Origin of the sequence: Labrys sp. WJW (assembly GCF_001676615.1) — a bacterium.
Taxonomy (GTDB): domain Bacteria; phylum Pseudomonadota; class Alphaproteobacteria; order Rhizobiales; family Labraceae; genus Labrys; species Labrys sedimenti.
In genome coordinates this window covers 1-25,849 of sequence record NZ_LYXZ01000019.1, presented here as the reverse complement: position 1 = coordinate 25,849, position 25,849 = coordinate 1, and the positions used below count along the sequence as shown (strand labels likewise).

The window sequence follows — 25,849 nt, the reverse complement described above, 5'->3', positions numbered from 1 at the left end:
TGTAATGATATTATTGATCCCAACAACCCCCGCCGCTTCGGCGGGTGACTTTTTATTTGCAATTCATGAACGGGTGTAATTGTCTGAAAAAAAACAAGCAGGAAAAGGGGGACATCGGCATGAACCGCTCGATCCGCAGGCGTCTCGGGGCGCTCGCAATTCTTGCCGCCTCGCTGGCCGTGACGCCGGTTCTGGCCGAGGAGCCCATCGCGCTCGGCTGGGTAGGGCCTCTGTCGCCGCCCGGTAACTATTCCGGCGGGCAGGAAATGCAGTGGGCCGTGCAGCTCGGTGTCGACGAGATCAACAAGGCCGGCGGCGTGCTCGGCCGCCAGCTCCAGGTCACCTATGAAGACACCAAGGGGCAGCCGGCGGAAGGCAGCGCAGCCGCGGTCCGGCTGATCACCAAGAACAATGTCTCGGCGATCTTTGGGGAGTTCCATTCCTCCGTGGCGCTCGCGGAAATCGAAGAGGCGCACAAATATGGCGTGCCCTGGGTCGGCACCGATGTCTGGGCCGATGACGTCACCGCCAAGCAATATCCGGAAGTCTTCCGCGTCTCCCCCGCCAACTCGCTGGTCTATGTGAAGGCCGCGGACTGGACGGTCGAGCAGGGTTTCAAGAATGTTGCCATCATCGCCGAGAACACCGATTTCGGTCAGGGCGGCGCCAAGATCATCGCCAGTGAGCTCCAGGCCAAGAACGTCGCCAACACGCTGGTCACCATCGACCTCAACCAGCAGGATTTCACTCCGGCCTTGCTGCGCCTGATGAGCCAGAGCCCGCGCCCCGACGCCATCCAGATGGTGATCGCCGGCCAGGCCCAGTACCAGCTGGTGAAGCAGGCCTGCCAGCTCGGCCTTGCCCCGACCGCCGAGACCAAGCTGATTGGCTCGTCCGGCCTCTTGCAGAAGGAGGTCTGGGAGGTCACGGGTGCCTGCGCCAAGAATCTCTTGATCGTCAACGTCGCCCAGCCGAAGTCGCAATGGAACGACAAGGCCAAGACGTTCGTGGCGGCCTTCACCGAGCGCTACAAGCGGGCGCCCACGGGCGTCGCCCTGGAAGCCTATGACACGCTGGGCGTGGTGGTCGAAGCCATCCGCAAGGCCGGATCCGCCGATCGCGCCGCGATCTTCAAGGCTCTCGAGACGGTGAAGTTCGAAGGCGCCAACGCCACCTATAATTTCCCGGCGACCAAGTCCCCGGCCTGGGCCTTCCACCAGTTCATGGACGTGCCCTTCACCATCATCCAGTACACGGCGGAGAACCAGAGCCCGGAAGAGGCGGCCATCGTCTATCCCAAGAACTGGGCGACCACGGACAAGATCCTGCCTTGATGGAGCGTGCCGACGGATGCCGGCTTCGACCGCCGGCCCTAGCCCGCTGCAGCCGATGGTGACCCGGTCATGAGCTATTTTCTTCTCCTCGCCGTCAACGGACTGGTGATCGGCCTCATCTACGCACTCATCGCCTCCGGCCTGACGCTGGTCTTCTCCGTGCTGAAGGTGGTCAATTTCGGCCATGGCGCGCTCTACATGCTGGGCGGCTATGCCTCCTACTACCTGATCACCGGCCTCGGCCTGCATCCGCTGCTCGGTGTCATCGGCGCGATGATCGCCCTGTTCCTGTTCGGGATCGCCTTCGAGCGGCTGGTGATCGCGCCGATGTATACCGACAAGGTCGAGCGCAAGGACGAATACGCCATCATCGTCACCTTCGGGCTCACCATCCTGCTCACCAATCTGGGCCTCGTCGTCTTCGGACCGTTCGCCAAATCGCCGCCCTCCTTCATGGCAGGGGTCTTGATCGCCGGCCCGCTGATCCTGCCCTATGATCGGCTGATCGCGGCTGTCGTCGCGGCGATCCTGCTGGTGGGGCTCGCCCTGTTTCTCAAGCGCACCACGCTCGGCCAGGCGCTCGATGCCGTCAGCCAGAGCCGCGAATCCGCCGCCGTCATCGGCATCGATCCACAGCGCATGTATACCGTCGCCTTCGGGCTCGGCTCGGCGCTGGCCGGTGGAGCCGGCGCGCTGATCGCCCCGGTCTTCGCGCTCTCGCCCTCGATGGGCGACCTGCCGGGCGTGCAGGCCTTCATCATCATCGTGCTCGGCGGCATGGGCTCGGTCGGCGGCTCGATCGTCGGCGGCATCCTGCTCGGCCTCGTCCAGAGCCTCGGTGTCGGCTATCTGCCCGATCCCAACCGTGCGCTGGCCTATACCCAGGCCTTCGGCGCCCTGCTGCTCGTCGTCACGCTGCTCGTGCGGCCGACCGGCCTTTTCGGCCGCTCGCATCTGCGCCTCGAATAGGCCGGGCGGACCATGGCGCGCTTCTCGCTGTCCCAGGCCGTCCAGGCCATCCTGCTGATCGCGGCGCTGCTTGCGCCACTGGGTGCGGGCACCTACTGGATCCATGTCGGCGCCATCGCCTGGTACTACGCCTTGCTGGCGGCGAGCTGGGCCATGCTCGCCGGTTTCGCCGGGCAGTTCTCCTTCGCCCATGTCGCCTTCGCCGCCCTTGGCGGCTATGCCTCGGCCCTCGGTACCAGCCTGCTCGGCCTGCCGCTCGCCCTCTCCATGTTGCTGGCCGTCATCCTCGCCGCGATTGCCGGCGCGCTGATCGGCGCCCTGGTGCTGCGATTGTCCGGCCCCTATCTCGCGCTGTTCACGCTCGCCCTCGCGGAGATCTTCCGCATGGTGCTGGTGGCCGAGGAGGGCATCACCCGCGGCATGCTCGGCCTGCCGGTGCCGATCCTGTTCGCCGGCCGGTCGGACCTGCCCTACTACTATCTCGGCCTTGGCCTCGTCGTCGCTGCCATGCTGGCGATGAACGGCCTCCTGGCAACGCGTGTCGGCCTGTTCCTGCGCGCCATTCGCGAGGACGAAGGCGCGGCGCGGGCCAGCGGTATCGACACGACCCGCTACAAGATCCTGGTCTTTGTCGTCACCAGCATGATCGCTGCCGTGGCCGGCATCTATTACGGGCATTTCATCGGCATTCTGACGCCCAACATCGCCATCCTGCCCGAAATGGGACTGGTGATCGCCATGGCGGTGATCGGTGGCATCGAGAGCCTGCCCGGCGCGGTCATCGGCGCCGTCGTGGTTTTCGTGCTGTCGGAATTCCTCAGGGCGTATGGCGAATGGCGCTTCGTCCTGATGGGCCTGGTGCTGATCCTGGTGCAGCGCTTCGCCCAGAACGGCCTTTATCCGATGATCGAGCGCTGGGGCCGGGCACGCCGGACCGCGCAGGCAGGCCAACCAGCCGGGAAACGCCATGCCGAATGAGAGCGCAGCCTTCTTCTCCGTCAGCAGCCTCGCCAAGCATTTCGGCGGCATTCATGCCGTCGAGGACTTGTCCTTCACCCTGCAGCGCGGCGAGATACTGGGCCTGATCGGTCCCAACGGCTCGGGCAAGACTACCACCATCAACATGGTCACGGGGGCGTTGAAGCCCGATGGCGGCAGCATCGAGGTCGAGGGCGCCGACATGGCCGGCCAGCCCGCCCATCTCTACGCCCGCCGCGGCATTGCGCGCACCTTCCAGGTGCCGCGGCTGTTCCGGCGTATGACGGTGATGGAGAACCTGATCGTTCCCGCCCTCTCGGACGCCTCGGAACGCCGCCGGACGGCCGAGGAGCGGGCCCGCGGCGTGCTCGCCTTCCTCAGGCTCGAGCACCTTGCCGATCATTATGCGCGCGCGCTCTCCGGCGGCCAGCAGAAGCTCCTGGAACTCGGCCGCGCGCTGATGCTGCGGCCGCGCCTGCTCCTGCTCGACGAACCCTTCGCCGGCGTGCATCCGCGCCTGCTCGATGAGATCGTCGAGCATATCCGCAGCCTGAACCGGGACGGTCATACCATCGTGCTGGTCGACCACAATCTGGATGCGGTGCGCTCGGTCGTCACCCGCGTGCTGGTGATGGCGCGGGGCCGCAAGATCGCCGATGGCGCCGTGTCGGACGTGCTCCGCAATGCCGACGTGGTCCGCGCCTATACCGGCACGCGCATGGGAGGGCCTTGAAATGAATCCGGCCACGGCCTCCATCCCTGCCGAGCCGCGCTGGAGCGACGTGCCCGGTTTGCTGGCCTGCGAAGGTCTCGTCGCCGGTTATACCGGCGACATTGACATTCTGCGTGGTCTTTCGGTGAAGGCCTGGCCCAAGCGCATCTCCTGCGTGGTCGGGCCGAACGGCACCGGCAAGTCGACCCTCCTGAAATCGCTGTTCGGCTTCCTGCGCCCCAGCGCCGGCCGCGTGCTGCTGGGCACCAGGGACATCACCGGCAGCCCGCCCTTCCGAATGCTCGGTCTCGGCGTCGCCTATCTGCCGCAGCGGCCGAGCCTGTTTCCGCATCTGTCGGTGGAGGCCAATCTCAAGCTCGGCCTGTGGCACGCGAGGCCGAAGAAGCAAATGCTGGCCGAGCGTCTCGACAGCGCCTATCAGCGCTTTCCCGTCATCCGGGAGAAGCGCAGCCAGCCGGCCGGCCAGCTTTCCGGCGGCCAGCAGAGGCAGGTCGAGATCGCCCGCAGCTTGATGGCCGACCCCTCCGTCTATCTGATCGACGAGCCGACGGCCGGGGTCGATCCGCAGACCAGCGAAATCATCTACGATATCGTACAGGGCCTGGCGCGCGACCTGTCGAAAGCGGTGCTGCTGGTCGACCAGGATATCCGCGCCGCGCTTGCCATCACCGACTACGTCTATGTGGTGAAGAACGGCACCGTCTTCTCGGAAGGCGAGCGTGACGATTTCGGCACCGACACCGATGCGCTGGTGGCGCGCTGGCTCTATGCGAGCGGGGAATAGAAGTTCGAGCCACGTCGCCGGAACGGCATGGCTCAGGGCGCCTGATAGGCGGGCGGCGGTTCGAACAGCCCGCCGCGGCGGATTTCGAGGGCTCGGCCGATGCGCAGGGCCAGCGCTTCCTCGAAACGCGGCACCGCGATCTGCAGGGCGGTCGGCAGGCCGGTCCCGACCAGGCCGGTCGGGACGCTGAGCGCGGCCATGTCCATCAGGTTGACGAAGCGCGTGAAGGTGCCGAGCGGCGTCTTCGTTTCGTCGATCTCGGCCAGCGGTGGCGGCAGGATCGGGGCCGTGGGCGTCAGCAACGCGTCCATGCCCTCCAGATAGGCGGCGAATTCGATCTGTGCGGCGCGCCGCTGTTCCAGCAGGTCCTGGTAGCGGGCTGCGTCGATCTGCCTGCCCTTGAGGATGCGCGACCGTACGTCCGGATGCACCGGGCTGTCGTCCGGCCCGGCATAGCGGCCGAGATGGTGCCAGGATTCGGCCGACATCAGCTCACCGGTGAGGGTCATATAGGCCTCCGGCGGCCGGGGCATCGCCTTTTCCCGGATGTCCGCACCGAGTGCCTCGAGATCGGCAAGCACTGCGCGGAAGCGCTCGAGGACGAGGGGCTCGACAGCGGCAAGGTCCGCAGCGGCGGGGATGCAGAGGCGAAGGCCGGCAAGGTCGTGCTCCGGCGCGCCCGACAGGGCGACCGGCGGCACGCCGAATGTCGCCGGATCGAGTGGATCCCGCCCGGCCATGGCGGCAAACAGCAAAGCCGCATCCTCGACCGAGCGCGTGAGGGGACCGACGCTGTCGAAGGAGGTGGCGAGGGTCAGGAGGCCCCCGCGCCCGATCCGGCCGACCGTGGTCTTCAGGCCGACGATACCGCACATGGCGGCGGGGTTGCGGATGGAGCCGCCGGTATCGGTACCCAGCGCCGCGGGGACGAGGCCGGCGGCAACCGCCACGCCCGAGCCGCTGGAGGAACCGCCGGGTGCCCGTGGCACATCCGGATCCCGCGGATTGAGCGGCGTACCGGTGATAGGGTTGGTGCCCCAGCCGCCGAAGGCGAACTCGACGGTCTGCACCTTCCCCACGAGCACCATGCCGGCCTCGGCCAGGCGCGTCACGGAATTGGCCGTTACAGCCTGGGGCTCGGCGCCGAGAGCCCTGGAACCGGCCCTTGTCGGCCAGCCTCGGACATGGAACAGGTCCTTGGCGGCATAAGGGACGCCGTCGAGAAAGCCCCGGCTTTCGCCGCGGCGACGGCGCTGGTCGGATGCGATGGCGGCCTTGAGCGCTTCCTCCGCAAAGACACCGACAAAGGCCTGGAGCGCGCCGTCATGGGCGGCGATGCGCTCCAGGGCCCGGCCTGTGATGGCTTCGGAGGTGGTGCGACCCTCCGCCAGCAGGCGGCCGAGTTCGGCCGCTGTTGCGAATGCGGAAATGCTGTCTGCGCCCATGCCGGTCTCCTCGTCGGATTCGGTCCAGCAAAGCATGGCGTGGCCCGGCAGGGAAAGACCAAGATGCGGATCGCCATCGGACCGGCGTGGTGGGCGCTGGCCCGCAGCGCCTTTGCGAGGACAGGGCCCGGCGGTCAGGGGACGAGCAGCAGCTTGCCGGTGGTCCTGCGGCTCTCCATGTCCGCATGGGCCCTGGCCGCATCCGCCAGAAGATATTCGCCGCCGACTCGAACCGCGAGCTTGCCCTCGGCCAGCCAGTCGAACAATTGGGCCGAGCGCCTGCGCAGCAGTTCGGGCGTATGGATATGGTCGAAAAAGGTCGCGTAGCCGATCTTGATGCTCCTCGGCAGGCTCATGATGTCAAGCGGGCCGGGGCCGCCCAGGACCGGGCCGTACCAGCAGAACGTGCCGGACCGGCGCAAGATGTCGAGCGAGCCCTGGAAAGTGGAGGGGCCCGAACCGTCATAGACGATATGGACGCCTTCCCCCTTGGTCAGGCGCAGGGCCTCCTCGGCAAACTGGCCTTCGGCATCGACGATCACATGGTCGGCGCCGGCCGCCTTGGCCATGGCCACCTTGTCGGGCGTCGAAACCCGCCCGATGACCTGGCCGCCCCGCAGCTTGATGATCTGCGTCAGCAGCAGCCCCACGCCACCGGCGGCGGCGTGGACGAAGGCGGTGTCGCCGGGCTGGACGGGATAGAAGTCGGTGGCGAAGTGACTGGCCGTGAGCCCCTGCATCATGATCGAGGCGGCCGCCCGATCATCGATCGCGTCGGGCACGGGCACCAGCGCACTGGCCGGGATCGCGATCCGCTCGGCATAGCTGCCCGGCGCATAGACCCAGGCAACGCGCTGACCCGGCTCGAAGTCCTCGACGCCGTCACCCCGTGCCAGCACGCGGCCTGCGCCTTCCACGCCGAGAATCTTGGGATTGGGCATTTCAGTCCAGGCCATGCCCTGCCTGACGCCGATATCCATGAAGTTGACGCCGGCAAAGGCGACCTCGACCAGGACCTCACCGGGGCCGGGCACGGGGTCGGCGCGCTCGACATGGCTCAGCCTGTCGGTTCCGCCGATTCCGTTCATGACGATGGCTTTCATTTCTCATGCTCCAATTTTGAATGATCATTCCTGAATTTTACAAAAAAAAGGGCCTAACGTAGGGCCCTCAGGGCGATGTCGGCCAGGCTGGCCAGAATCCGATGGTCGGCGCCGCCGCGCCCGGCAATGCGGATGCCGGCGATACTGGCGACCAGAAATTCGGCCGCTCTGTCCGGATCGAGGCCGGCGGCGACGTCTCCTTCGCGCTGCGCGTCCCGGACCCGGCCAGCAAGGACGCCGCCCAGGCTTCGGGCCAATGCGGCGTTGATCTCGGCGAGATCGGCGCGGGAAACACCGAACTCGCAGACCGAACCGGTACCGAGGCAGGCCCGGTCGGCCGTATCGACCACCCGGCGCAGCATCGCCTTGATGCCATCCATGCCGCGTGCGCCGCTTCGCAGGGCATCGAAATGGGCCGAGCATTCTCCCAGCCCATAGCGGCGGACCGCCGCGCAATAGAGCTGCCATTTGTCGCCGAAGGCGGCATAGAGGCTTTGCCGACCGATGCCCATGGCATCGACGAGCATCTGGGCCGAACTGCCTTCGAAGCCATGTTCCCTGAATACGCCGATCGCGGCGTCGAGGGCGACGTCAGTGTCGAATTCCCGTAATCTTGCCATGTCGATCACCTAAACATTCAGGAACAAATGTTCAAGAAAAATCTTGAACGGGAACCCTGCTTTCGCCATTGCGTCGGACCACGCCATATCGAGACACCGAACCGTGCGCCCCGGAAAGCCGTCATCCGAAGGTGAAGGCATAGGCCTCGACGCCGGGGTCGAGAAAGCGGACCTCGAAGGTCCGCGCCGCCACGCCGCCGGATTGGCGCACGAGCTGGTAGAGCCGCGTCTCGGTGACCAGGCCGTTTCCCTGCGCATCGATATCGGCCCCATGGTCGGAACCGGGCGCCTTGCCGTCGACGGTGACCTGGAAACGGACGGGCTTTCCGCCGGCGCCCGGACCGAGCACGAGATGCAGGTCGCGGGCGCTGAAGCGATGGGCGATGCCACCGCCTGCCTTGTCGAGAACCGCTTTTTCCGCGCCGACGGTCCATGTGCCAGACAGGCCCCACTGGTTTAGGCCGGGATCCGCCACCGAATAGTCCCTGGCGACGTCGGGCGACACGCGCTCCGCCGAGGCGAAATTGTCGGCGCGGCCATAGCCCAGATAGGTCTCCTGCGAACCGAGATTGCCCAGGTCGGGACTGGCTTCCGCTCCCTTCGCCGCCGGGGCAACCACCTCTTTCGCCGGCCCGTCATTGCCGGCTTCCCGCAGCAGATCCTGGATCGCCTGTTCGGTCTGGCGATAATTGCCCTCGCCGAAATTGTGGTAGCGGACCTGGCCCCGGGCATCGATCAGGTAGAAGGCCGGCCAATAGCTGTTCTGGAAGGCGCGCCAGATGCGATAATCGTTGTCGACCGCCACCGGATAGGAGATGCCGAAATCCTTGACCGCCTGCCTGACGTTGCCGAGCTTCTTTTCGAAGGCGAATTCGGGCGCGTGCACGCCAACGACCACCAGGCCCTGGTCCTTGTACCTGTCCGCCCAGGCACGGATATAGGGTGTGGTGCGGATGCAGTTGATGCAGGAATAGGTCCAGAAATCGACGAGCACCACCTTGCCGCGCAGTTGCTCCGTCGTGAGCGGGGGCGAGTTCAGCCAGGCCACGGCGCCGTCGAGCGAGGGAGCCTGGCCCTCGACGGGAAGATTGCTGCGAAAGGGGGTCTCGGCCTTGGCGCTGGCGATGAGCATGCCGCCGCCGGCGAGACCCGACGCCATGGCGGTTCGCGGATCCACATGCAGCCTGTCGAGGATGGCCTGCTCGATGGTTGACGTGCTGGCATAGGAGAGCCGCGCCAGCAGGCCGGTATCCAGGCCCAGGGCAACGGTGCCGACACCGGCAAGCACGGCCACGCCGAGACCCTGTCGAATGCGCTCGCTGACGCCGAGCGAACGCTTCATGCCCGCAAGCAGCCTGCCGCCCACCAGGAGGGCGCCGGCCAGCGAGGTGGCGGCGCCACCCGCATAGGCGAGCAGCAGCAGCGTCGTTTCGATATTGGCTCCCTGAAGAGCCGCGCCGGTCAGGACCAGGCCGAGGATCGGGCCGGCGCAGGGCGCCCAGAGCAGGCCCGTTGCCACGCCGAGGATGAGCGAACTGCCGGCGGTCCGCACGCCCGAGGCGGCCGAGGCACCGTGCAGCCGGTTGCCGAGGTCGACGATCGGCTGGGTGATCGCGTTGGCAAGGCGCGGCGAGATCAGGCTCAGGCCGAAGACCGCCAGAAGCGCGAGCGCGGTCAGGCGCCCGAACTCGTTGGCCTGGATGGCCCAGTTCCCGCCGACGGCCGCCAGTGTCGCAACCAGCGCAAAGCTGCCGGCCATGCCGATGAGCATGGGCAGCCTGCCGCGCAGGAAGGGCAGCCCGGTTCCGGCGAAGACGAAGGGGAGAATGGGCAGGATGCAGGGGCTGAGAATGGTCAGCACGCCGCCGAAATAGGCAATGGCTAGAAGAACCATCATTGTCTCCTGTGCAACGGTATGTCGGGCCCACGATGGCAGGGAGGTCCGACGGGCAAGGAGGCTGATGTGGCGTGCGCGAGTATCGTGAATGTGTCCGGGGCGGTGGGCGATTGTACCGGAGTGTAGGCGCCGGTCCGGCGGCGACACATGGACACAAAAAGCAAGGCGCCGGCGATGCGGCCCGATTGTATCGGAACGTATCCGCGCCTGCCGGATCCTACATGCATATGCAATGGGCGCCGGCGAGGACACATCCAGGATACATCGCGCTGGCTTGATTGCGCCTTGTGCCGTGGCCCTGATTCCTGCGCCTTGTATGTGATTTCCAGCAGGCGAAAGCGGTTTGCGACCTGATGGCGTCGCAGGGAATCGCAAAGCGCCCAAGCCAATCCGTTGGACTGGCTTGGAAACAGCGAACTCGAACAATGCGCGTTTTCACCACGACGCGCATTGCTCTAGAAGACATGGCGTTGCGATGTATGACCCGGACTCGAATGCATCGTTTGGGTATCAGTTGACCGGCGGAAGCAGGAAGTTCAGGCATGGAACATGTCGACCACATACTGATCGTCGATGACGACAGCGAAATTCGCGACCTGGTGTCGAGCTATCTGAAGAAGAACGGCCTGCGTGCCTCGGTTGCTGCCGACGGACGCCAGATGCGCAGCTTCCTCGATGCCAATACGGTCGACCTGATCGTGCTCGACGTGATGATGCCGGGCCAGGACGGCCTCGTGCTCTGCCGCGAATTGCGGGCCGGAAAGCACAAGGCCACACCGATCCTGATGCTGACGGCCCGCAGCGACGAGATGGATCGCATCATCGGGCTGGAAATGGGCGCCGACGACTATCTGCCCAAACCCTTCGCTGCGCGCGAATTGCTGGCGCGCATCAATGCCGTCCTGCGGCGAACCCGAATGCTGCCGCCCAATCTGCAGATCAGCGAGGCAGGCCAGCTTCTGACCTTCGGCGAGTGGCGGCTCGACACCGTCGGCCGCCATCTCCTCGACAGCCAGGGCACGGAGGTGGCACTAAGCGGGGCCGAGTACCGGCTGCTGCGCGTCTTCATCGACCATCCCCAGCGCGTCCTCAACCGCGACCAGCTCCTGAACCTCACCCAGGGCCGTGACGCCGACCTGTTCGACCGCTCGATCGACCTCCTGGTCAGTCGCTTGCGCCAGCGACTCGGCGATGATGCGCGCGAGCCGACCTACATCAAGACCGTGCGCAGCGAAGGCTATGTTCTCTCGGTTCCCGTCGAGATCTCGGAGCCCCGCTCATGATGGTGGATGGCGCGTTCCGCCCGCTGTGGTGGCCCAAGAGCCTTCGCGCCCGACTGTTCCTGATCCTGCTGGCGGGGCTGGCGATCGCCTATGGCCTATCTTTCGGCATCCTCTATGCGGAACGCTACATGTCGGCCAAGGCGCTGATGCTGCGCACGCTGGAAAACGACGTGGCGACCTCGATCGCAGTTCTCGATCGCACGCCGGCGAGCGAGAGGCCGGAATTGCTGGATTGGCTGAGCCGCGGCAATTACAACCTGACGCTGGGGCCGGGCCTTCCCGGCGTGCCCAACACCTCCAGCCATGGCCAGGAGATCGCGGCGAAGCTTGAAAGTGCGGCCGGGCCCCGTTTCCCCCTGCGCATCGAGGCCATACCGGGCGAGGGCAACCGCCTGCAGGCGCATCTGACCCTGAGCGACGGCAGCCCGCTGACCATCGAGATCACGCCGCGCGGCGTCATGCCGATCGCGGACTGGCTGCCCTATGTCCTGATCCTCCAGATGGCGCTTCTGCTGTTCTGCACCTGGTTCGCCGTCAGGCAGGCCATCCGCCCGCTCGGACAGCTTGCGGCCGCCGCCGATGCGCTCGATCCCACCAAGAAGAGCGTGCCGCTCAGCGAGGCCGGGCCGAGCGAAGTCGCGCATGCAGCCCGTGCCTTCAATGCGATGCGCGAACGCATCGCCCATTACCTCGAGGAGCGCGTCCAGATTCTCGCTGCGATCTCGCATGACCTGCAGACGCCGATCACCCGGATGCGGCTGAGGGCCGACATGGCCGATGATTCACCGGAGAAGGACAAACTGGTGCGGGACCTGCGTGAAATCGAGCGTCTGGTCCAGGACGGCATTGCCTATGCGCGCAGCTCGCACAGCAGCGGCGAGAAGGCGGCCCGTATCGATCTCGCATCCTTCATCGACAGCATCGCCTATGACTATCAGGATACCGGCAAGGCGGTGACCGTCGTCGGCTATGTCGATGGCGTCGCCTCCACCAAGCCGCATGCGTTGCGGCGCATTCTTTCGAACTTCATCGACAATGCGTTGAAATTTGCAGGCGCCGCCGAGGTCGGTGTGGAGCGCAGCGCCGACGGCAAGACCGTCATCACGGTGATGGATCGTGGTCCCGGCATCCCCGAAGACATGCTGACGGCGGCCATGCAACCCTTCTTCCGGCTGGAACAGTCGCGCAATCGCGAGACCGGCGGTACGGGCCTGGGCCTTGCCATCGCCCAGCAACTGGCCGGCACCGTCGGTGGTGCGGTCCGGCTCTACAATCGCGACGGCGGAGGGCTGGCGGCAGAAGTCGTCATCCGGTGAAGGCCGGGGTATTTCCAAGGTTTTCAGGCATTGCGGTATGCCAACATGTCGATCTCCCCGGAAGGTACGCTTTGTTACACTTCCGGGGTTTTCGGAAACATCGCGGACAAATGCCCCCTCCAAAACACTCCAGTCTTTCCGATGCCGCAGACGGCGACATCGCCAACCCTAGATGGACAGGAGTGTATCATGACCAAGATCGACAAGGTTCTCTATACCGGCCGGACCCATACTACCGGCGGCCGCGACGGCGCTGCGCGCAGCGAGGATGCTCGGCTCGATATCAAGCTGTCGCCCCCCGGCAGCAGCCAGCCCGGCACCAATCCCGAGCAGCTGTTCGCGGCAGGCTGGTCGGCCTGCTTCATCGGTGCCATGGGGCTTGCCGCCGGCAAGCGTAAGCTGAAGCTCCCGACCGACACGGCCGTAGATGCAGAAGTCGATCTCGGTACCACCGACGGCGCCTATTTCCTGCAGGCGCGCCTGAAGGTCAGCCTGCCCGGCCTCGATCGCGAGCTTGCACGGGCGGTCGTCGAGGAAGCCCACCAGACCTGCCCCTATTCGAAGGCAACGCGCGGCAACATCAATGTTGAGCTTTCCCTCGTCTGAGGGCGGAGCTCTTCGTCTCGCCCCCTTTTCCATCCGCAACAGATAGGGCGCGGCACCGCCGCGCCCGGCGAGGTTTCCAATGAAACGGATCACGATTTGCCTACTCGGCCTGGCGATCCTGGCAGCTTCCTGCGTCTACGAACCGGCCTCCAGCGAACCATCGCCCCTTGCAGGGTTGCTGGCGCTTGCAGGAGTGTCGGCCTCCGGTTTGCCGCGATGACCGCCACGAGATGCGAGGGGCCACCGGTCTCGCACTGGCGTTCTTGCAAGACCGAGTTCGGCAAGGATCGGAGCGCTCGTCTCTCGTATTGTCCGTCAAATCACAAAACGCTCCGGATGCTTGTGCACAAGGCCCGGGGTATGGTGAGTTAACGGCGTTGAGTCTTTGAGCGCCTGCTCGCATGAGGGCCGCCGGATGGATAGCCGTATGGAGTCGAGTTTGCCCTCTGCCGTTTCGCAGCCTGTTGTAGCCTCCCTGACGGGCAGTGCGATATTTCTGGTGGTGACGGTGAAGCCCGGCGCGGAGCCGGAAGCGGCGATCCGGGCCTTGTGCGCGGATCTGTCTGGGCTTTTGCGGGCGGTGGGGTTCCGGGACCTGGAGGGGCGGCTGTCCTGCGTGATGGGTCTGGGCTCGCAGATGTGGGACCGTCTGTTCGGGGCGCCCCGGCCGAAGGATCTGCATGCCTTCCGCGAGATCCACGGCGTCCATCATGCGGTCTCGACGCCGGGGGACATCCTGTTTCACATTCGCGCCCGGCGCATGGACCTTTGCTTCGAACTGGCGACGCAGATCATGGCGCGGATCGGGGAGGCGGCCGCCGGCGTGGACGAGGTGCACGGCTTCAAATATTTCGACGACCGCGATCTGATCGGCTTCGTCGACGGCACCGAGAACCCGGTCGAGCAGGCGGCGGTGGCGGCCACCCTCATCGGCGAGGAGGATGGCGCCTTTGCCGGCGGCAGCTATGTGATCGTGCAGAAATACCTGCATGACCTGGCAGGCTGGAACCGTCTGCCGGTCGAGATGCAGGAGAGGATCATCGGGCGTGCCAAGCTGTCGGACATCGAGCAGGAGGATGCGCTCAAGGCGCCCTATGCCCACAATGTCCTGACCTCGATCGAGGAGAATGGCGAGGCGCTGGAGATCGTGCGCGACAACATGCCGTTCGGCGATGCGGGCAAGGGTGAGTTCGGCACCTATTTCATTGGCTATGCCCGTTCGCCCCGCCGGATCGAGCAGATGCTGGAGAACATGTTCATCGGCCGCCCGCCGGGCAATTACGACCGGCTGCTGGATTTCAGCCGGGCGGTGACGGGTTCGCTGTTCTTCGTGCCCTCGGCGACGTTCCTGGACGACGTCACGGCCGCGGCCGGCGCTCCGGCGCCGGGCGAGGCGGCCCCGCCGGAGCCCGAGCCGGCACAGAATCCCGGTTCACGACCGTCCGGCGGCGATGGTTCGCTCGGCATTGGATCGCTCAAGAAGGAAGCAGGTCATGAATAATCTCCATCGGGAGCTGGCACCGATCTCCGAGGCTGCCTGGGGGCAGATCGAAGAAGAGGCGGCGCGCACCCTCAAGCGCCATCTGGCGGCGCGGCGGGTGGTCGACCTCGAGGGCCCGCAAGGTCTGGCGGCCTCGGCGGTGGGCACCGGCCATGTCCACCCGCTGGCCGGGCCTGGGGAGGGCATCGAGGCGGTGCAGCGGGAGGTGAAGGCGCTGGTCGAGCTGCGCGTCGGTTTCGAACTCGCCCGCTCGGCGATCGACGATGTGGAGCGGGGGGCGGCCGACTCGGACTGGTCGCCGCTGAAAGAGGCGGCGCGCAAGCTGGCCTTCGCCGAGGACCGGGCGGTGTTCGACGGCTTTGCCGCGGCCGGGATCGGGGGCATCCGCCAGGGCCTCAGCAACCCGGCGCTGACGCTGCCGGCCCAGGTGAAGGCCTATCCGGACGTGGTGGCGCAGGCGGTGAGCCAATTGCGGCTGGCGGGGGTGGAGGGCCCCTATGCGCTGGTGCTGGGAGCCGATGCCTATACGGCGGCGGTCGGCGGCAGCGATGACGGCTATCCGGTCTTCCACCATATCGAGCGCCTGGTCGACGGGCCGGTGATCTGGGCCCCGGCGATCGAGGGTGGGCTGGTGCTGACGACGCGGGGCGGGGATTTCGAGCTCTCCGTGGGCCAGGACATCTCCATCGGCTATGCCAGCCATTCGGCGACCTCGGTGCAGCTCTACTTCCAGGAAAGCCTGACCTTCCGCCTGCTCACGGCCGAAGCAGCCGTCGCCCTCCTGCCCGCCAAGAAATAGGACGTTGCCGGCCCAAGGCGCACTCTGCCGGCGGGCGCGGCCAGGCGACATATCCGGCAAGCCGGGTTTTTGCGTAAGCGACCCGGCTGTCAAAAATGCGCAAAATCGTCGCCGGGGCGTATGTAGATCCAATCAATACCCGCATGGTCAGCCCATTTGATCGCTGCCATGCCGGGTCCCATATACGGATCCCCGCGTCGGTTCGGCGGCCGCGGATGATTTGGTCGAGCCCAGGCTGCCTGGGGCCGGGTGGGTCTGCGAACGGGAGGATGGAAGGCCATTTTGAGCCTGCCGAGGACTACATCGCCTTTTGACCTTCGGCGGGCGACCGGCCGCGGCGAAATCGGCAATGCGACGGGAGCGGAATTTCTCGTGATCGAACTGGATGGCGCCTACGATGGCGGGGCGGTCGGAATTGACCGCCTATTCTGACGCTGGAGCGATACGATACCAAGCTGGCCGTGTCGGCGTCGGCAACGAAGGCTGGCTGCAGGCCAAGCCGGTACACGGTGAACGGTTCCCGGAAAATTCCAGCGCACGCTGGCGGAAGATCGGGGAGGCGCGTCAACGTGCGAAAATTCCAGTTCAACCGCCTGGTTCTGTGCAGGCTGAAGCAGAAGATCCCTCACGCAACGCCGCGACGGGCAACCGGTTTTTGCTTCCAAACCGCGATAAACTCGAGAGGTCGATTTATCCTGTTCGACGGCAGGCGTGTCACACCGGTCGATCCCGGTCGGCCGGACATGCCATCGGTCCGGTCATGCCGTGATCTTTCGAGGCAGTGCGCGCACCCAATCCTCGATCTTGTCGTGAAAGACGCCGCTGTCTGATTCCTGCACCGTGCCGTCGGGGCACAAAATCGCATAGGGTTCCGCACAAATAACGCCTTCTGCCACCGGCTCGGACCAACTGGCCAGACCCTCGTCGTCGAGGGTGATCTGCCACGCAACGACAGGCGAACGGCCAAAGCCCCGCATGTTCCCCGGCTGTGGCCAAATCACATAATATCCGGCGGCCGCAGCAATGATTCGAATCGTCATCTTGGTTCTTTCCTCCTTCCTAATAGTTCGGTGTCTGCTTCAAACGAGGCAGAAGGAAACGGAATAGAATGTGCCTGCAAATTTCGAACCTCCAGCCGGGTAATTGGTCTTGAGGGCGAAGTCGAGCCGCACAGTATTTCCTGGAGAACCGCTCTTCGGCGTCGCGAGCTTCGGACCGGCTGGGGCGCGGCGACACATCACTTCAAATCGCTCCTCTACTAAGCCTTAGATTGCGGCGGAAACCCGGCATGTGCCACCTGAAATTGTGGACGGGCGCCTATCCATAAGGGGGTGTTCGAGGGGGTTACGGTACTCAAAAGCGGTAGTGCCTTCCGTTGGCGACGGATTGTTTGCGACGTGGTAGGAGCGCTTGATGCGACCTCATCGCGGAACCTGACGGCGTATATCGACAGGGCGAGCGACAGAGCGATCGGAGGGCGATCGATCGGATCATGCGAGCCGGAATTCGGGCGTTGGCGCCCCGGCTGTGCGGGGGAACAACAGCCTTCTCGGTCTCGATGAGCAAGACGCTTCTGCCGTCCGGCCGGTCGAGGTGGGCAGGCCGATCACGGTCAACGAGGCGATGGAGTCGTTGGAAGCCAAGCCAACGGGAAACCAAGCCAACGGAAGGCCAAGCCAATGGGAGGCCCGGTCAACGGCGAGGATCGGCCGCAGTGTCCTGGACGCCAGGCTGCATGACAATGGCTGGATCTTGGAAGAAGGCCCGGCGTGCTCCGTTGCAACGGAGATCTGTCACGACCGGTGGCTGGCTGCCCCAAATCTCTGTCCCCGGGTGCCTCTTCCGGCCGGGGTTGGGCGGAAATACGATGCTCAAGGGCGGCCATGGACGATCTGGCCGAAATCTTCCCATGCCAATATCTTCCCATGCGCGCCGATTGTGTTTGCCGCGCGGATTCGTTCAGTCGGTGGCAAGTTTGCGGAAAGTCGCCGGCGGTTGGCCAACCGTCTTCGAGAATACTCTTGTGAAATGCACATGATCGGAAAATCCGCATTCCGCTGCAACCCGCACCACGGGCATCGCCGTCTTTGCCAGCAGATAGCGCGCGCGCTGGATCCGACTGTGCAGAAGATATTGGTAAGGCGTCGTGCCGGTGGCTTGCTTGAACAAATGAGCGAAATGTCCGGTCGACAACCCGCTGCCCTCGGCCAGATCGGTCAGCGTCAGCTTCTGGCTCATGCGGCTTTCGACCATTTCGCGAAAGCGTGCGATCTGGCTCTTGGTAAGCTCTCCGGAGCTGTCGTCGAAAGATTGTGGCGATCGCAGATTCGAATATTTGCGCAGCACATGGCAGGCCGCCGCACGTGCGAGATGTTCGACGTAAGGCTGGATCCCTTCCAGTTCCAGCTCCATTGCGTCATCGATGGCGGTGACCAATCCCTCGAGCAGGGGATCCATGAAAGCCAGCCTGCCGATGACGTCGATGGACGTCATGCGATTTTGCGTCATCTCACCCGCGATCTCGCTCAATAGCGAGTTTCTCAGGTAAAGATGGGTGGTGTGAACGCGTCGGTCCCACTTCAGCCGGACCGGTTGGTTCGGTGCCAGAATGTTCAACTGGCCTGGATGAAGATAGGCCTTGTATTCCTGCGATTGGACATTGCAGATCAGCCGCGTGGAGCCGGATCTCGTCAGGCTGACCAGAAGGTGCGGGCTCGCTCGAAAAGTACCCTCATTGGGGTCTTCGATCTGTTTGGAAATATAGATGTTGCCCCAATTTCTACCGGCACTCGTCCGAAGGGTGCGGCAGGATTCGAGGTCGCCGAAACTGTGGGTTTCCTCCAGCGGGAATTCGTTCGAGGCGGTATCAGCCTCGTACTCGACCAAAAGATTTTGTGCCGATGGCATCGCACAAAAGCTTTGCTGCCGAGAGATGTCTTGGGCGAGCGGGTGAACCTGAGGGGTCGTCATTGCAACCTCACTGCATTGAATCCAGCCGGCTAATCTTGCTGGAGGATCATTCCAGACAGATCAAACCAATTCCCACTCCGCTCTCTCACATAGAAGATTTTTATTAAGTTTCTATCTGACGTTTGGTCGCATGGTTAAGATGGATATGAAATTGGCCAAGGTTTCCCATTTGTGAGACTTATTATCGTAAGATTTTCACTAAGGGTTCTCGGCGTCATCGCGACTTTACCGTTGGGGTAGGTTAGCTGCTTCAGCGCTGGGCTGCCAGCGATTTCTGCCGGAATGTTCGCTTTTCGCAGGGCAGGACCCTGCTGTGAGCCGGTTTTCGGTGTAATAATACCATCTCAGATGGCCGGTTGGTTGCTCTAACTATGCCCGCAGGTGCCGTTGCAGGCGCGGCGATTGGTATATTGGCCAGGCCTTTTCGGTCAGAACGCTTGGGACGGTAGTGCCGCGCCCGGCTGCCGGATGCGGCCAACAATATAAGGTCAATCCCTCGAGGCCGCCGGCAGGAGAGAGTGTGTATTGCCTGCGGCGGGACCTGCTTTCCTCGTTGACGAGGAACTCCATCGCAGGCCGCCTTACCGGTAGCCAGACATGACTCGGGCAAAGGCTGATCATGGGGCCAGGGCGGCAACCTCGCCGGCCGGCAATGCAGTGGAAGCGGCATGACCCACGGACATTGCAGGGCGTCCATCGCCGGCAGCACCCTCGCCGGCGCCGGCTACCCATCTTTGACTATTGTCTGGAATCGTTTGCGCAAAGTCCGAAATCAGGCATCGAGCGTTGACTCCTTTTGGGTATATGCGACGCTCATATCGCCTGAAGTAAACTCAGAGGAGACTTCCGATGCTTGATTTCTTGTTCGGCGGCACCCAAACCGCTACGACAACTACAGGCCATACTAACGTCCAGACAAACGACTATCACTATAATCACACGGGCGAGGTCACATTTGATGACGCCTACCTTAACTTTATGGAAGGTGGCGGTCATCTTGGCATGGGAGCGGCCATGCTTGTCGGCAGTGCCTGGACCGGCGTCGCGCTGACGCCCGCACTGGTGCTGGACTCGCTGCAAGCTCACGACGGTGTGCACGTCGCCTGATCGGCCACTCTGGGTGCTTGAATAGGCGTTGCCCGGCTGGGTTCGCCGACTTGAAGTGCCTGAGCGTCTTCAACGAAGCACCAGCCGCTGCGAGGAACGTGGTGCCTCGCAGCGGCTGATTGGGATCTGTCCTCAAACTCGGAAGACGAACGTTGCGTGCAGGATATTATTCAATCGTACCAATACTCTACCAAGGAAGATCTGAATTCCTTTCGTCCCAATCACGTCGTTGCCGGAAGATATGAAGGGGCTTGGTGATGTCTTTGGCTGATGCGACCGCGTTGTTTCGATCAACAAAAAAAAGCGCTGAAACTGAGATCAGTGCGGCGGTAAAATCACTTCGCCCGTATTTCATTGCCGTTGGTATCTTTTCGAGCACGATCAATCTGCTCTATCTCAGTTCACCTCTTTATTTGATGCAGGTGTATAATCGCGTCTTGCGGAGCGAAAGCATTCCGACGCTCGTGATGCTCACCATCATTTTGATCGTGGCGCTGCTAGTCATGGCCATCCTGGACGCCATGCGCGCTCAGATGCTGACACGATGCGGGATCCTGCTTGACGAAAAACTGGCGAGCCGCGTGTTTTCCGCGCTCGTGCAAAAGTCCTCCAGGAACGGCTATTCCCTCGGCGCCTTGCCGATGCGGGAATTGGACGAGTTTCGCACCTTCGTCACCGGTCCGGGGATCCATTTTGCGTTCGATGTCCCCTGGATCCCGATTTATCTCATCCTTCTCTATCTCATCCATCCCATACTGGGCATCGTCGCGACGGTTGGCGCCCTGTTGTTGCTGGGGCTCGCCTTTCTGAACGAGGCGGTCACTCGAAAGCCCATGGACGATGCCCAGGCTGCTGCCAGGCGATCGTTCGTCTTTACCGAAAATATCATGCAGCATGCGGACGTCATTCGCGCCATGGGAATGGAGTCCGCCGTGGAGCGCCACTGGCAGGGCAGCCGGGCCGGCATGCTCAACAGCCAGGCCTTTGCGAGCGATCGAAATGCACTGATCTCGGCCGGCATCCGGTTCACCAGATTGCTGCTTCAATCGCTGATACTCGGTACCGGCGCCTGGCTCGCGATCGATCATGCCATCAACCCCGCGACGATTTTTGCGGCCAGCATCATCATGGGGCGCGCAATCATCCCGGTCGAACAGGCCGTTTCCGCTTGGAAACAGGCAGCGACGGCCCGGACCGGCTATCAGCGCATCAGAGATCTTCTGAACGAGATCCCCGTAAGCGAACTCAAGACGATCGTGCCGACCAACGAGACAATTCTCGATGTGAAGAACCTGTCATATCGCGTTTCAGGGCGGCCGAAGGCAGTTCTCGACGATGTGTCCTTCAAGATCGGCGAGGGCGAGGCGCTGGCGGTTGTCGGAGCCAGCGCTTCCGGAAAGAGTACGCTTGCCAAACTGCTGATCGGAGCCCTTCAGCCGGCTGGAGGCGATATCTCCTTCGGGGGACTCAACTACGCGCACTGGGATCCGGCGGAATTTGGTCGCATCACCGGATATCTGCCCCAGGATGTCGGTTTGTTTGCCGGCAGTGTCCGGGAGAACATTTCGCGGTTTAAAGAGACCTCTACCGAACAGATCATGGAGGCGGCAAAGCTTGCGGGCATCCATGAGATGGTGCTGGCCTTGCCCAAGCAATACGACACGATGCTCGGTCCGGGCGGGCTGGGGCTGTCGGGCGGGCAGCGCCAGCGCATCGGCCTGGCCAGGGCCCTGCTGGGGGGGCCACGGCTGCTGGTTCTGGATGAACCAAATGCGCATCTGGATGTGGAAGGCGTACATGCGCTCAGCAAGGCGCTGTTCCTGATTAAGGCGCAGGGCACCGCGGTTGTCGTGGTCACTCACCAGCCTGCCATTCTCAGCGTGGTCGATACCATCCTCGTGCTGAACGCCGGCAAGATTGAAAAACTTGGGCCACCGCAGAGCTTCGCGGCTCCCGTTCTGCAGAGGTGAGGGACAGACCATGACCGCCATCTCCGTTCCTGGCAGCATCGCATATCGCAATCCGTGGCGCCCGGCCGTGTGGGGTGCGGTGTCGTTGCTGGCCTTCGTGCTGCTGGTCATCGTTTGGGGGTATGTGGCACCGCTATCGAGCGCGGCGATCGCCGAGGGCAGCCTGCAGGTGCAGGCACAGAGACAATCGGTGGCACACCCCTATGGTGGCATCATCTCCAAACTTCTGGTCTCGGAGGGCCAGCGCGTCGAACGAGGTCAACCACTGATCGAGCTCGATGGCACGGAGTCCCAGGCAAAGCTCGACATCGCACAGGCCGAAGTTGTGAACCTGGTTGCCCGCCAGGCGCGCCTGTTCTGTGAGCGTGACAATGAAGACACCCGTTGTCTGGAGAAGTTTCGGAAAGAGGCCCGTTCATCCGGGGCGATGGAGGAGACAATTGCAAATGAGTCCGCAGTCTTGCTTTCGCGGGCACATCAATACGAGGCTGAAAAGGGCATACTCGTATCCCGGCTTGCCCAGCTTCGCGAAAAGATCGCCGGACTGAACGCGCAAAAAGAGGGGCTTTCTAAACAGAATGCCTCGCTCGTGGAAGAGACCGAGGGGGTGCGGAAGCTGGCAGCCTCGGGCTTCACGCCCAAGACACGTCTTCTCGAACTGGATCGGTCGGCAGCCCGAATGCTTGCCGACATAGGCTCGCGCACGGCCGATATTGCCACGGCAATGCAAGAAACCGGCGAGGCTGAACTCGCCATTGCCAAATTGGACCGCCAGCGCATCAACGAGATCGTCGATCAAATTCGGACAACCCAGTCTTCGCTGGCGGAGGCATTGCCGAAACTCAAGGCGGCTCAGGATGTGGTGAATCGAACGGTGATCAAATCACCCGCCAGTGGTTCGATCGTCGATTTGTCCGTGTTCACGGAAGGTGGGGTGGTTCAGGCCGGGCAAAAGCTGATGGACATCGTTCCCGCCGACAATCCTTTCATTGTCGAGGCCCAGTTGCCGCTTTCCGACATCAACGGCGTCAAGACAGGCGCGTCAGCCAGCATCTGGCTGACGGGTGTGCCAAGAAATGAGCGTCCGCCGCTACAGGGTGAAATAATCAGCGTTTCTGCGGACAAAATCACGGATTCCCGGACTGGGCGCAGCTATTTTGCCATCCGTGCCAAAATCAATCCCGATGATCTCAGTAAGTCGGCGGTTTCCTTGCAAGCGGGAATGCCGGCCGAAGTCGTTGTTACGAACGGGTCGCGAACCCTGATTGGGTATCTGCTTGGGCCGCTTCTTGACGAAGTGGGACATGCGTTTCGAGAAAAGTGAGGATCTGCCATGGCATACCTGGAGAAGTTGAACGATCTCAAAGGCCGCCGTTCGGATACCAAGTCGAAAACCGGCAGTGCGGAAAACCCGCTGAATTTTGCACTTGCGGCTGGCGCCGTGGGATTGGGGATTGCGCTGCTCGAGTCGGAACAGGCAGCCGCCAATTCAGACCCCAAATCCGGTGTGTCACACGACGATCGTCGTGTGTCGGATTCATCTGCAGCTGCAGAGCAGGCCAAGGCCGGCGTCGATCACTCGGCAACAGTTGATCACGCGATTCACAACGAGGCGAGTAACGGACCTGCCGCCGCAAATGGGGGTGAGGTCAATGCACTGACGGCAAGCTCTCCCCCTTCAGAGAACTCTCCCGATGGTTTGCCGCGGGGGACGGAATCCGCGCACTCATCAGCTGAAGCTGCGCATGGAAGTGCAGGGAGTTCCGCAGCTGGCGCATTGATCGGGACTGCACTGGCAGATGACGCCCTGTCGGCAACGCTATCCCACTCCAGTTCAGGAGAAGGCGGATTAGCTGTAGTGACCCACTCGATATCGGCCGTCACCGGTCCGCTCGCGGAGGCTCTGGCTCCCGTCGAACAGGTGCTGGAGCCGGTCACCGACGTCGTACATAACCTGCTCGGAAATAACGGCGTGCTACCCGTCTCGCTGGATATCGGCGAGACGGTGAAGGAGGTTTTGGGCCCAGATGGCATCATCGGCAGTTTGATCGGCGATGACGGCAACATCATCAAGGGTCTGGTCGATCCCGGCAATGGCCTGGATTCCATCGTTACCAAAGTTACCAGTCTGGTTGGCGGCGATGACGGCAATATTCTCCATGCCCTGGCCGATACCGGCAAAGAGGGCCTGGATGGTGTAGTTGGCAAGGATGGCCTCGTCGGCAGCCTCCTCGGTAGTGGCGGGGTCCTTTCCGGCTTGACCGGCGGCCAGGACGAAACGCCAAGTCAGTCGACCGACAATGGCGGTCATCATGATAGCAATAATCTTGATGGTCTGGCCGATGCCGGCAAAGAAAGTCTGGATGGTGTGGTTGGCAAGGACGGCCTCGTCGGCGGCCTCCTTGGTGGTGGCGGGGTCCTTTCTGGCTTGACTGGCGGCCATGACGAGACGTCAAGCCAGTCGGTCGACAACAGTGGCCATAACAGCACGAGCCCCGCAGTAACGGCCGCGCATGAAAGCACCCCGGCCCCCGCAACGGAAGCGGCCTCGGCAACGGAAACTGCCGCAGCGACGACACATGCAGCGGCGGCGGAGACACCGACAGATATGTTCGCAGCGACACATGCGGCACTACAGATCACGGAAGGCGTCGCCCATGCTCTCACTCCGATACTCACTTTTGTTGGCCAGCCATTCATCGATGATGATGGGCATACCGATACGGATCATTCACACCACGCTTCGACCCACCATGCCGCTTAATTGCGACGGTGTGGGATGACGCTTTCGGATACACGGTCATCCCGGCTGCACGTCTGCTGATGGCTTGATGGCCGATAGGTGCGTCGGCCAAAGCACTGCGGACGGACGTCGTCGATTACTAATGAGCTGCGCTTCGGGACCGAATTCGGTTCGTGCGAACGATGTTGCATGTCCTGGATATGGGCGCAGAAGAGAGAACCGTTTCAGTCAATACTTCTAGGGAATAGACAATGACGTCGCCCTGCATATGTGACAAGGTTGAGTAACGTTGCAGGAAAATCCGTCAAAATCGGAGATCCATATGATTGATAATATGGAATAGGAATCGCAAAGACTTAAGCATCTCAGCGTTTTTGCGCAGAGCGCAATAAAGCGATCCGGCTCCGACATAAATTACAGAGGCTTTTGAAGTGAACTGTTCATTCGGTTTGCCAAGGCGGCGAGCCGTGAGCGCTGTCGTGCGCGCCAATTTCCTTGAGGAAACGACGAGCGCAGCAAAGCTCAACTACGCCGGCTTCATTGGCTCGAGCCGGTCAGAATTTAGTCGACTTCTTTTTACGAGACCCCTGCCGGCGGTCAGCGTCAACCGTTGGTACTGCGGAAGATAACAAGAGGCACTAGCAGGAGTACGTACGATGTCTAGGATCAGCAGGCGTTCTCACTTCTTCCTGTCCACCGCAACGATTGCGCTGCTGTCGGCATTCGTCTCTCACGGAGATGAGGCCAGTGCCGCCGGACTCGGAGCGGGCGGTGGCTCATCCGGCGGTCTGGGCGGTTCGGGTGGGGGTCTTGGTGGAGCCTCGGTGGGCGGCCGGTCGACGGGTGGTGGGCTATCCGTTGGCGGTGGCGCTTCGGTCGGTGGCAAAATGACCGGCAGCGGACCGTCTGTCGGCGGGAAGGCTAGCGCCGGTGCTTCGGTTGGCGGTAAGGCCAGTGGTGGCGCTTCGGTTAGTGGCAAAGCGTCAGTCGGTGGCAAGGCGTCGGTCGGTGGCAAAGCGACCGGTAGTGGACCGTCCGTTGGCGGCAAGGCCAGTGCCGGCACCTCGGCCGGCGGCAAAGCTTCAGTTGGTGGCAAAACGACCGGCCACGGACCGTCCGTTGGCGGGAAGGGCAGTGCAGGTGCCTCGGCTGGCGGCAAAGCATCGGTTGGTGGCAAAACGACCGGCCACGGACCGTCCGTTGGCGGGAAGGGCAGTGCGGGTGCCTCGGCTGGTGGCAAAGCATCGGTTGGTGGCAAAACGACCGGCCACGGACCGTCCGTTGGCGGGAAGGGCAGTGCGGGTGCCTCGGCTGGCGGCAAAGCATCGGTTGGTGGCAAAACGACCGGCCACGGACCATCCGTTGGCGGTAAGGCTGGCGGTGGCATCTCGGTTGGTGGTGGCGTCTCGGCTGGCGGTGGTGTGTCAGCTGGCGGTGGCGTCTCGGTTGGCGGCCTGGGCGGTACCCTCGGCGGTGCGGTCGGCGGTTTGACGGGCGCGATCGGTGGCATTGGTGGTATCGGCGGCGAGGGTGGCCTGGGCGGTACCCTCGGCGGTGCGGTCGGCGGTTTGACGGGCGCGATCGGTGGCATTGGTGGTATCGGCGGCGATGGCGGCCTGGGCGGTACCCTCGGCGGTGCGGTCGGCGGTTTGACGGGCGCGATCGGTGGCATTGGTGGTATCGGCGGCGAG

Annotated in this window: 21 protein-coding genes; 14 read left to right on the top strand and 7 right to left on the bottom strand. The window is 63.3% G+C overall.

Translation table 11 applies throughout. The annotated features are described in order from the left end of the window. Positions 1-119: 119 nt before the first annotated feature. The 5 genes from BA190_RS13615 to BA190_RS13595 all read left to right on the top strand — a co-directional run bounded on the left by BA190_RS13615 (position 120) and on the right by BA190_RS13595 (position 4,798). Positions 120-1,334 (top strand): ABC transporter substrate-binding protein, encoded by a 1,215-nt coding sequence (locus tag BA190_RS13615; protein ID WP_068287831.1) that lies wholly within the window; start codon positions 120-122, stop codon positions 1,332-1,334. Positions 1,335-1,403: 69 nt separating this feature from the next. Further along, entirely contained in the window at positions 1,404-2,303 is a 900-nt protein-coding gene (locus BA190_RS13610; RefSeq protein WP_068287828.1) for a branched-chain amino acid ABC transporter permease, read from the top strand. Positions 2,304-2,315: 12 nt separating this feature from the next. Continuing rightward, positions 2,316-3,281, top strand: a complete 966-nt coding sequence (locus tag BA190_RS13605; protein WP_068287826.1) for a branched-chain amino acid ABC transporter permease — start codon at positions 2,316-2,318, stop codon at positions 3,279-3,281. Beyond that, a complete protein-coding gene (locus BA190_RS13600; RefSeq protein WP_068287824.1) occupies positions 3,271-4,014 on the top strand; it encodes an ABC transporter ATP-binding protein in 744 nt (247 codons plus the stop codon). The genes BA190_RS13605 and BA190_RS13600 overlap by 11 nt, the downstream gene beginning before the upstream one ends. A gap of 1 nt (position 4,015) precedes the next feature. Beyond that, on the top strand, positions 4,016-4,798 hold the full coding sequence (locus BA190_RS13595) for an ABC transporter ATP-binding protein (RefSeq protein WP_068287822.1): 783 nt from the start codon (positions 4,016-4,018) through the stop codon (positions 4,796-4,798). A gap of 32 nt (positions 4,799-4,830) precedes the next feature. Here the strand turns inward: BA190_RS13595 and BA190_RS13590 are convergent, their stop codons facing one another. The 4 genes from BA190_RS13590 to BA190_RS13575 all read right to left on the bottom strand — a co-directional run bounded on the left by BA190_RS13590 (position 4,831) and on the right by BA190_RS13575 (position 9,860). After that, positions 4,831-6,243 carry an amidase gene (locus BA190_RS13590; RefSeq protein ID WP_068287819.1) on the bottom strand — a complete coding sequence of 471 codons (1,413 nt, stop codon included), beginning with the start codon at positions 6,241-6,243 and terminating at the stop codon, positions 4,831-4,833. Between the two features lie 134 nt (positions 6,244-6,377). Next, the gene (locus tag BA190_RS13585) at positions 6,378-7,346 is read right to left on the bottom strand and encodes a quinone oxidoreductase (protein ID WP_068287816.1); all 969 of its coding nucleotides are present in this window, start codon (positions 7,344-7,346) and stop codon (positions 6,378-6,380) included. 53 nt (positions 7,347-7,399) lie between these two features. Next, a complete protein-coding gene (locus tag BA190_RS13580) occupies positions 7,400-7,966 on the bottom strand; it encodes a TetR/AcrR family transcriptional regulator (protein ID WP_068287837.1) in 567 nt (188 codons plus the stop codon). A 121-nt stretch (positions 7,967-8,087) separates the two neighbouring features. Continuing rightward, positions 8,088-9,860, bottom strand: coding sequence for a cytochrome c biogenesis protein DipZ (locus tag BA190_RS13575; protein ID WP_068287813.1), 1,773 nt, complete (start codon positions 9,858-9,860; stop codon positions 8,088-8,090). Positions 9,861-10,405: 545 nt separating this feature from the next. Here BA190_RS13575 and BA190_RS13570 point away from each other — a divergent pair. From BA190_RS13570 to BA190_RS13550, 5 genes are all read left to right on the top strand, one after another. Next, on the top strand, positions 10,406-11,146 hold the full coding sequence (locus BA190_RS13570) for a response regulator (protein WP_068287811.1): 741 nt from the start codon (positions 10,406-10,408) through the stop codon (positions 11,144-11,146). Next, a complete protein-coding gene (locus tag BA190_RS13565; RefSeq protein WP_156771509.1) occupies positions 11,143-12,462 on the top strand; it encodes a HAMP domain-containing sensor histidine kinase in 1,320 nt (439 codons plus the stop codon). Before BA190_RS13570 ends, BA190_RS13565 begins: the two co-directional genes overlap by 4 nt. A 189-nt stretch (positions 12,463-12,651) precedes the next feature. Continuing rightward, positions 12,652-13,068 carry an organic hydroperoxide resistance protein gene (locus tag BA190_RS13560; RefSeq protein ID WP_068287804.1) on the top strand — a complete coding sequence of 139 codons (417 nt, stop codon included), beginning with the start codon at positions 12,652-12,654 and terminating at the stop codon, positions 13,066-13,068. Between the two features lie 427 nt (positions 13,069-13,495). Beyond that, a complete protein-coding gene (locus tag BA190_RS13555) occupies positions 13,496-14,569 on the top strand; it encodes a Dyp-type peroxidase (RefSeq protein ID WP_202908465.1) in 1,074 nt (357 codons plus the stop codon). Next, positions 14,562-15,368, top strand: coding sequence for a family 1 encapsulin nanocompartment shell protein (locus BA190_RS13550; RefSeq protein WP_068287802.1), 807 nt, complete (start codon positions 14,562-14,564; stop codon positions 15,366-15,368). The genes BA190_RS13555 and BA190_RS13550 overlap by 8 nt, the downstream gene beginning before the upstream one ends. A 758-nt stretch (positions 15,369-16,126) precedes the next feature. Here the strand turns inward: BA190_RS13550 and BA190_RS13545 are convergent. Continuing rightward, positions 16,127-16,408 carry a hypothetical protein gene (locus tag BA190_RS13545; RefSeq protein WP_068287800.1) on the bottom strand — a complete coding sequence of 94 codons (282 nt, stop codon included), beginning with the start codon at positions 16,406-16,408 and terminating at the stop codon, positions 16,127-16,129. 919 nt (positions 16,409-17,327) lie between these two features. Continuing rightward, positions 17,328-18,338 carry an AraC family transcriptional regulator gene (locus BA190_RS13540; protein ID WP_082979715.1) on the bottom strand — a complete coding sequence of 337 codons (1,011 nt, stop codon included), beginning with the start codon at positions 18,336-18,338 and terminating at the stop codon, positions 17,328-17,330. A gap of 849 nt (positions 18,339-19,187) precedes the next feature. Between BA190_RS13540 and BA190_RS13535 the strand changes: the two genes are divergently transcribed. From BA190_RS13535 to BA190_RS35915, 4 genes are all read left to right on the top strand, one after another. Next, positions 19,188-19,445, top strand: a complete 258-nt coding sequence (locus BA190_RS13535) for a hypothetical protein (protein WP_068287795.1) — start codon at positions 19,188-19,190, stop codon at positions 19,443-19,445. 257 nt (positions 19,446-19,702) lie between these two features. After that, positions 19,703-21,415: a type I secretion system permease/ATPase gene (locus BA190_RS13530; RefSeq protein WP_068287792.1), complete on the top strand. Its 1,713-nt coding sequence runs from the start codon at positions 19,703-19,705 to the stop codon at positions 21,413-21,415. 10 nt (positions 21,416-21,425) lie between these two features. Continuing rightward, a complete protein-coding gene (locus BA190_RS13525) occupies positions 21,426-22,739 on the top strand; it encodes an HlyD family type I secretion periplasmic adaptor subunit (RefSeq protein WP_068287785.1) in 1,314 nt (437 codons plus the stop codon). Positions 22,740-22,748: 9 nt separating this feature from the next. Beyond that, positions 22,749-24,179, top strand: coding sequence for a hypothetical protein (locus tag BA190_RS35915; RefSeq protein ID WP_156771508.1), 1,431 nt, complete (start codon positions 22,749-22,751; stop codon positions 24,177-24,179). 1,403 nt (positions 24,180-25,582) lie between these two features. Here the strand turns inward: BA190_RS35915 and BA190_RS36450 are convergent. Further along, a partial coding sequence (locus BA190_RS36450) for a hypothetical protein (protein WP_202908464.1) occupies positions 25,583-25,849 on the bottom strand: 267 nt, incomplete at its 5' end.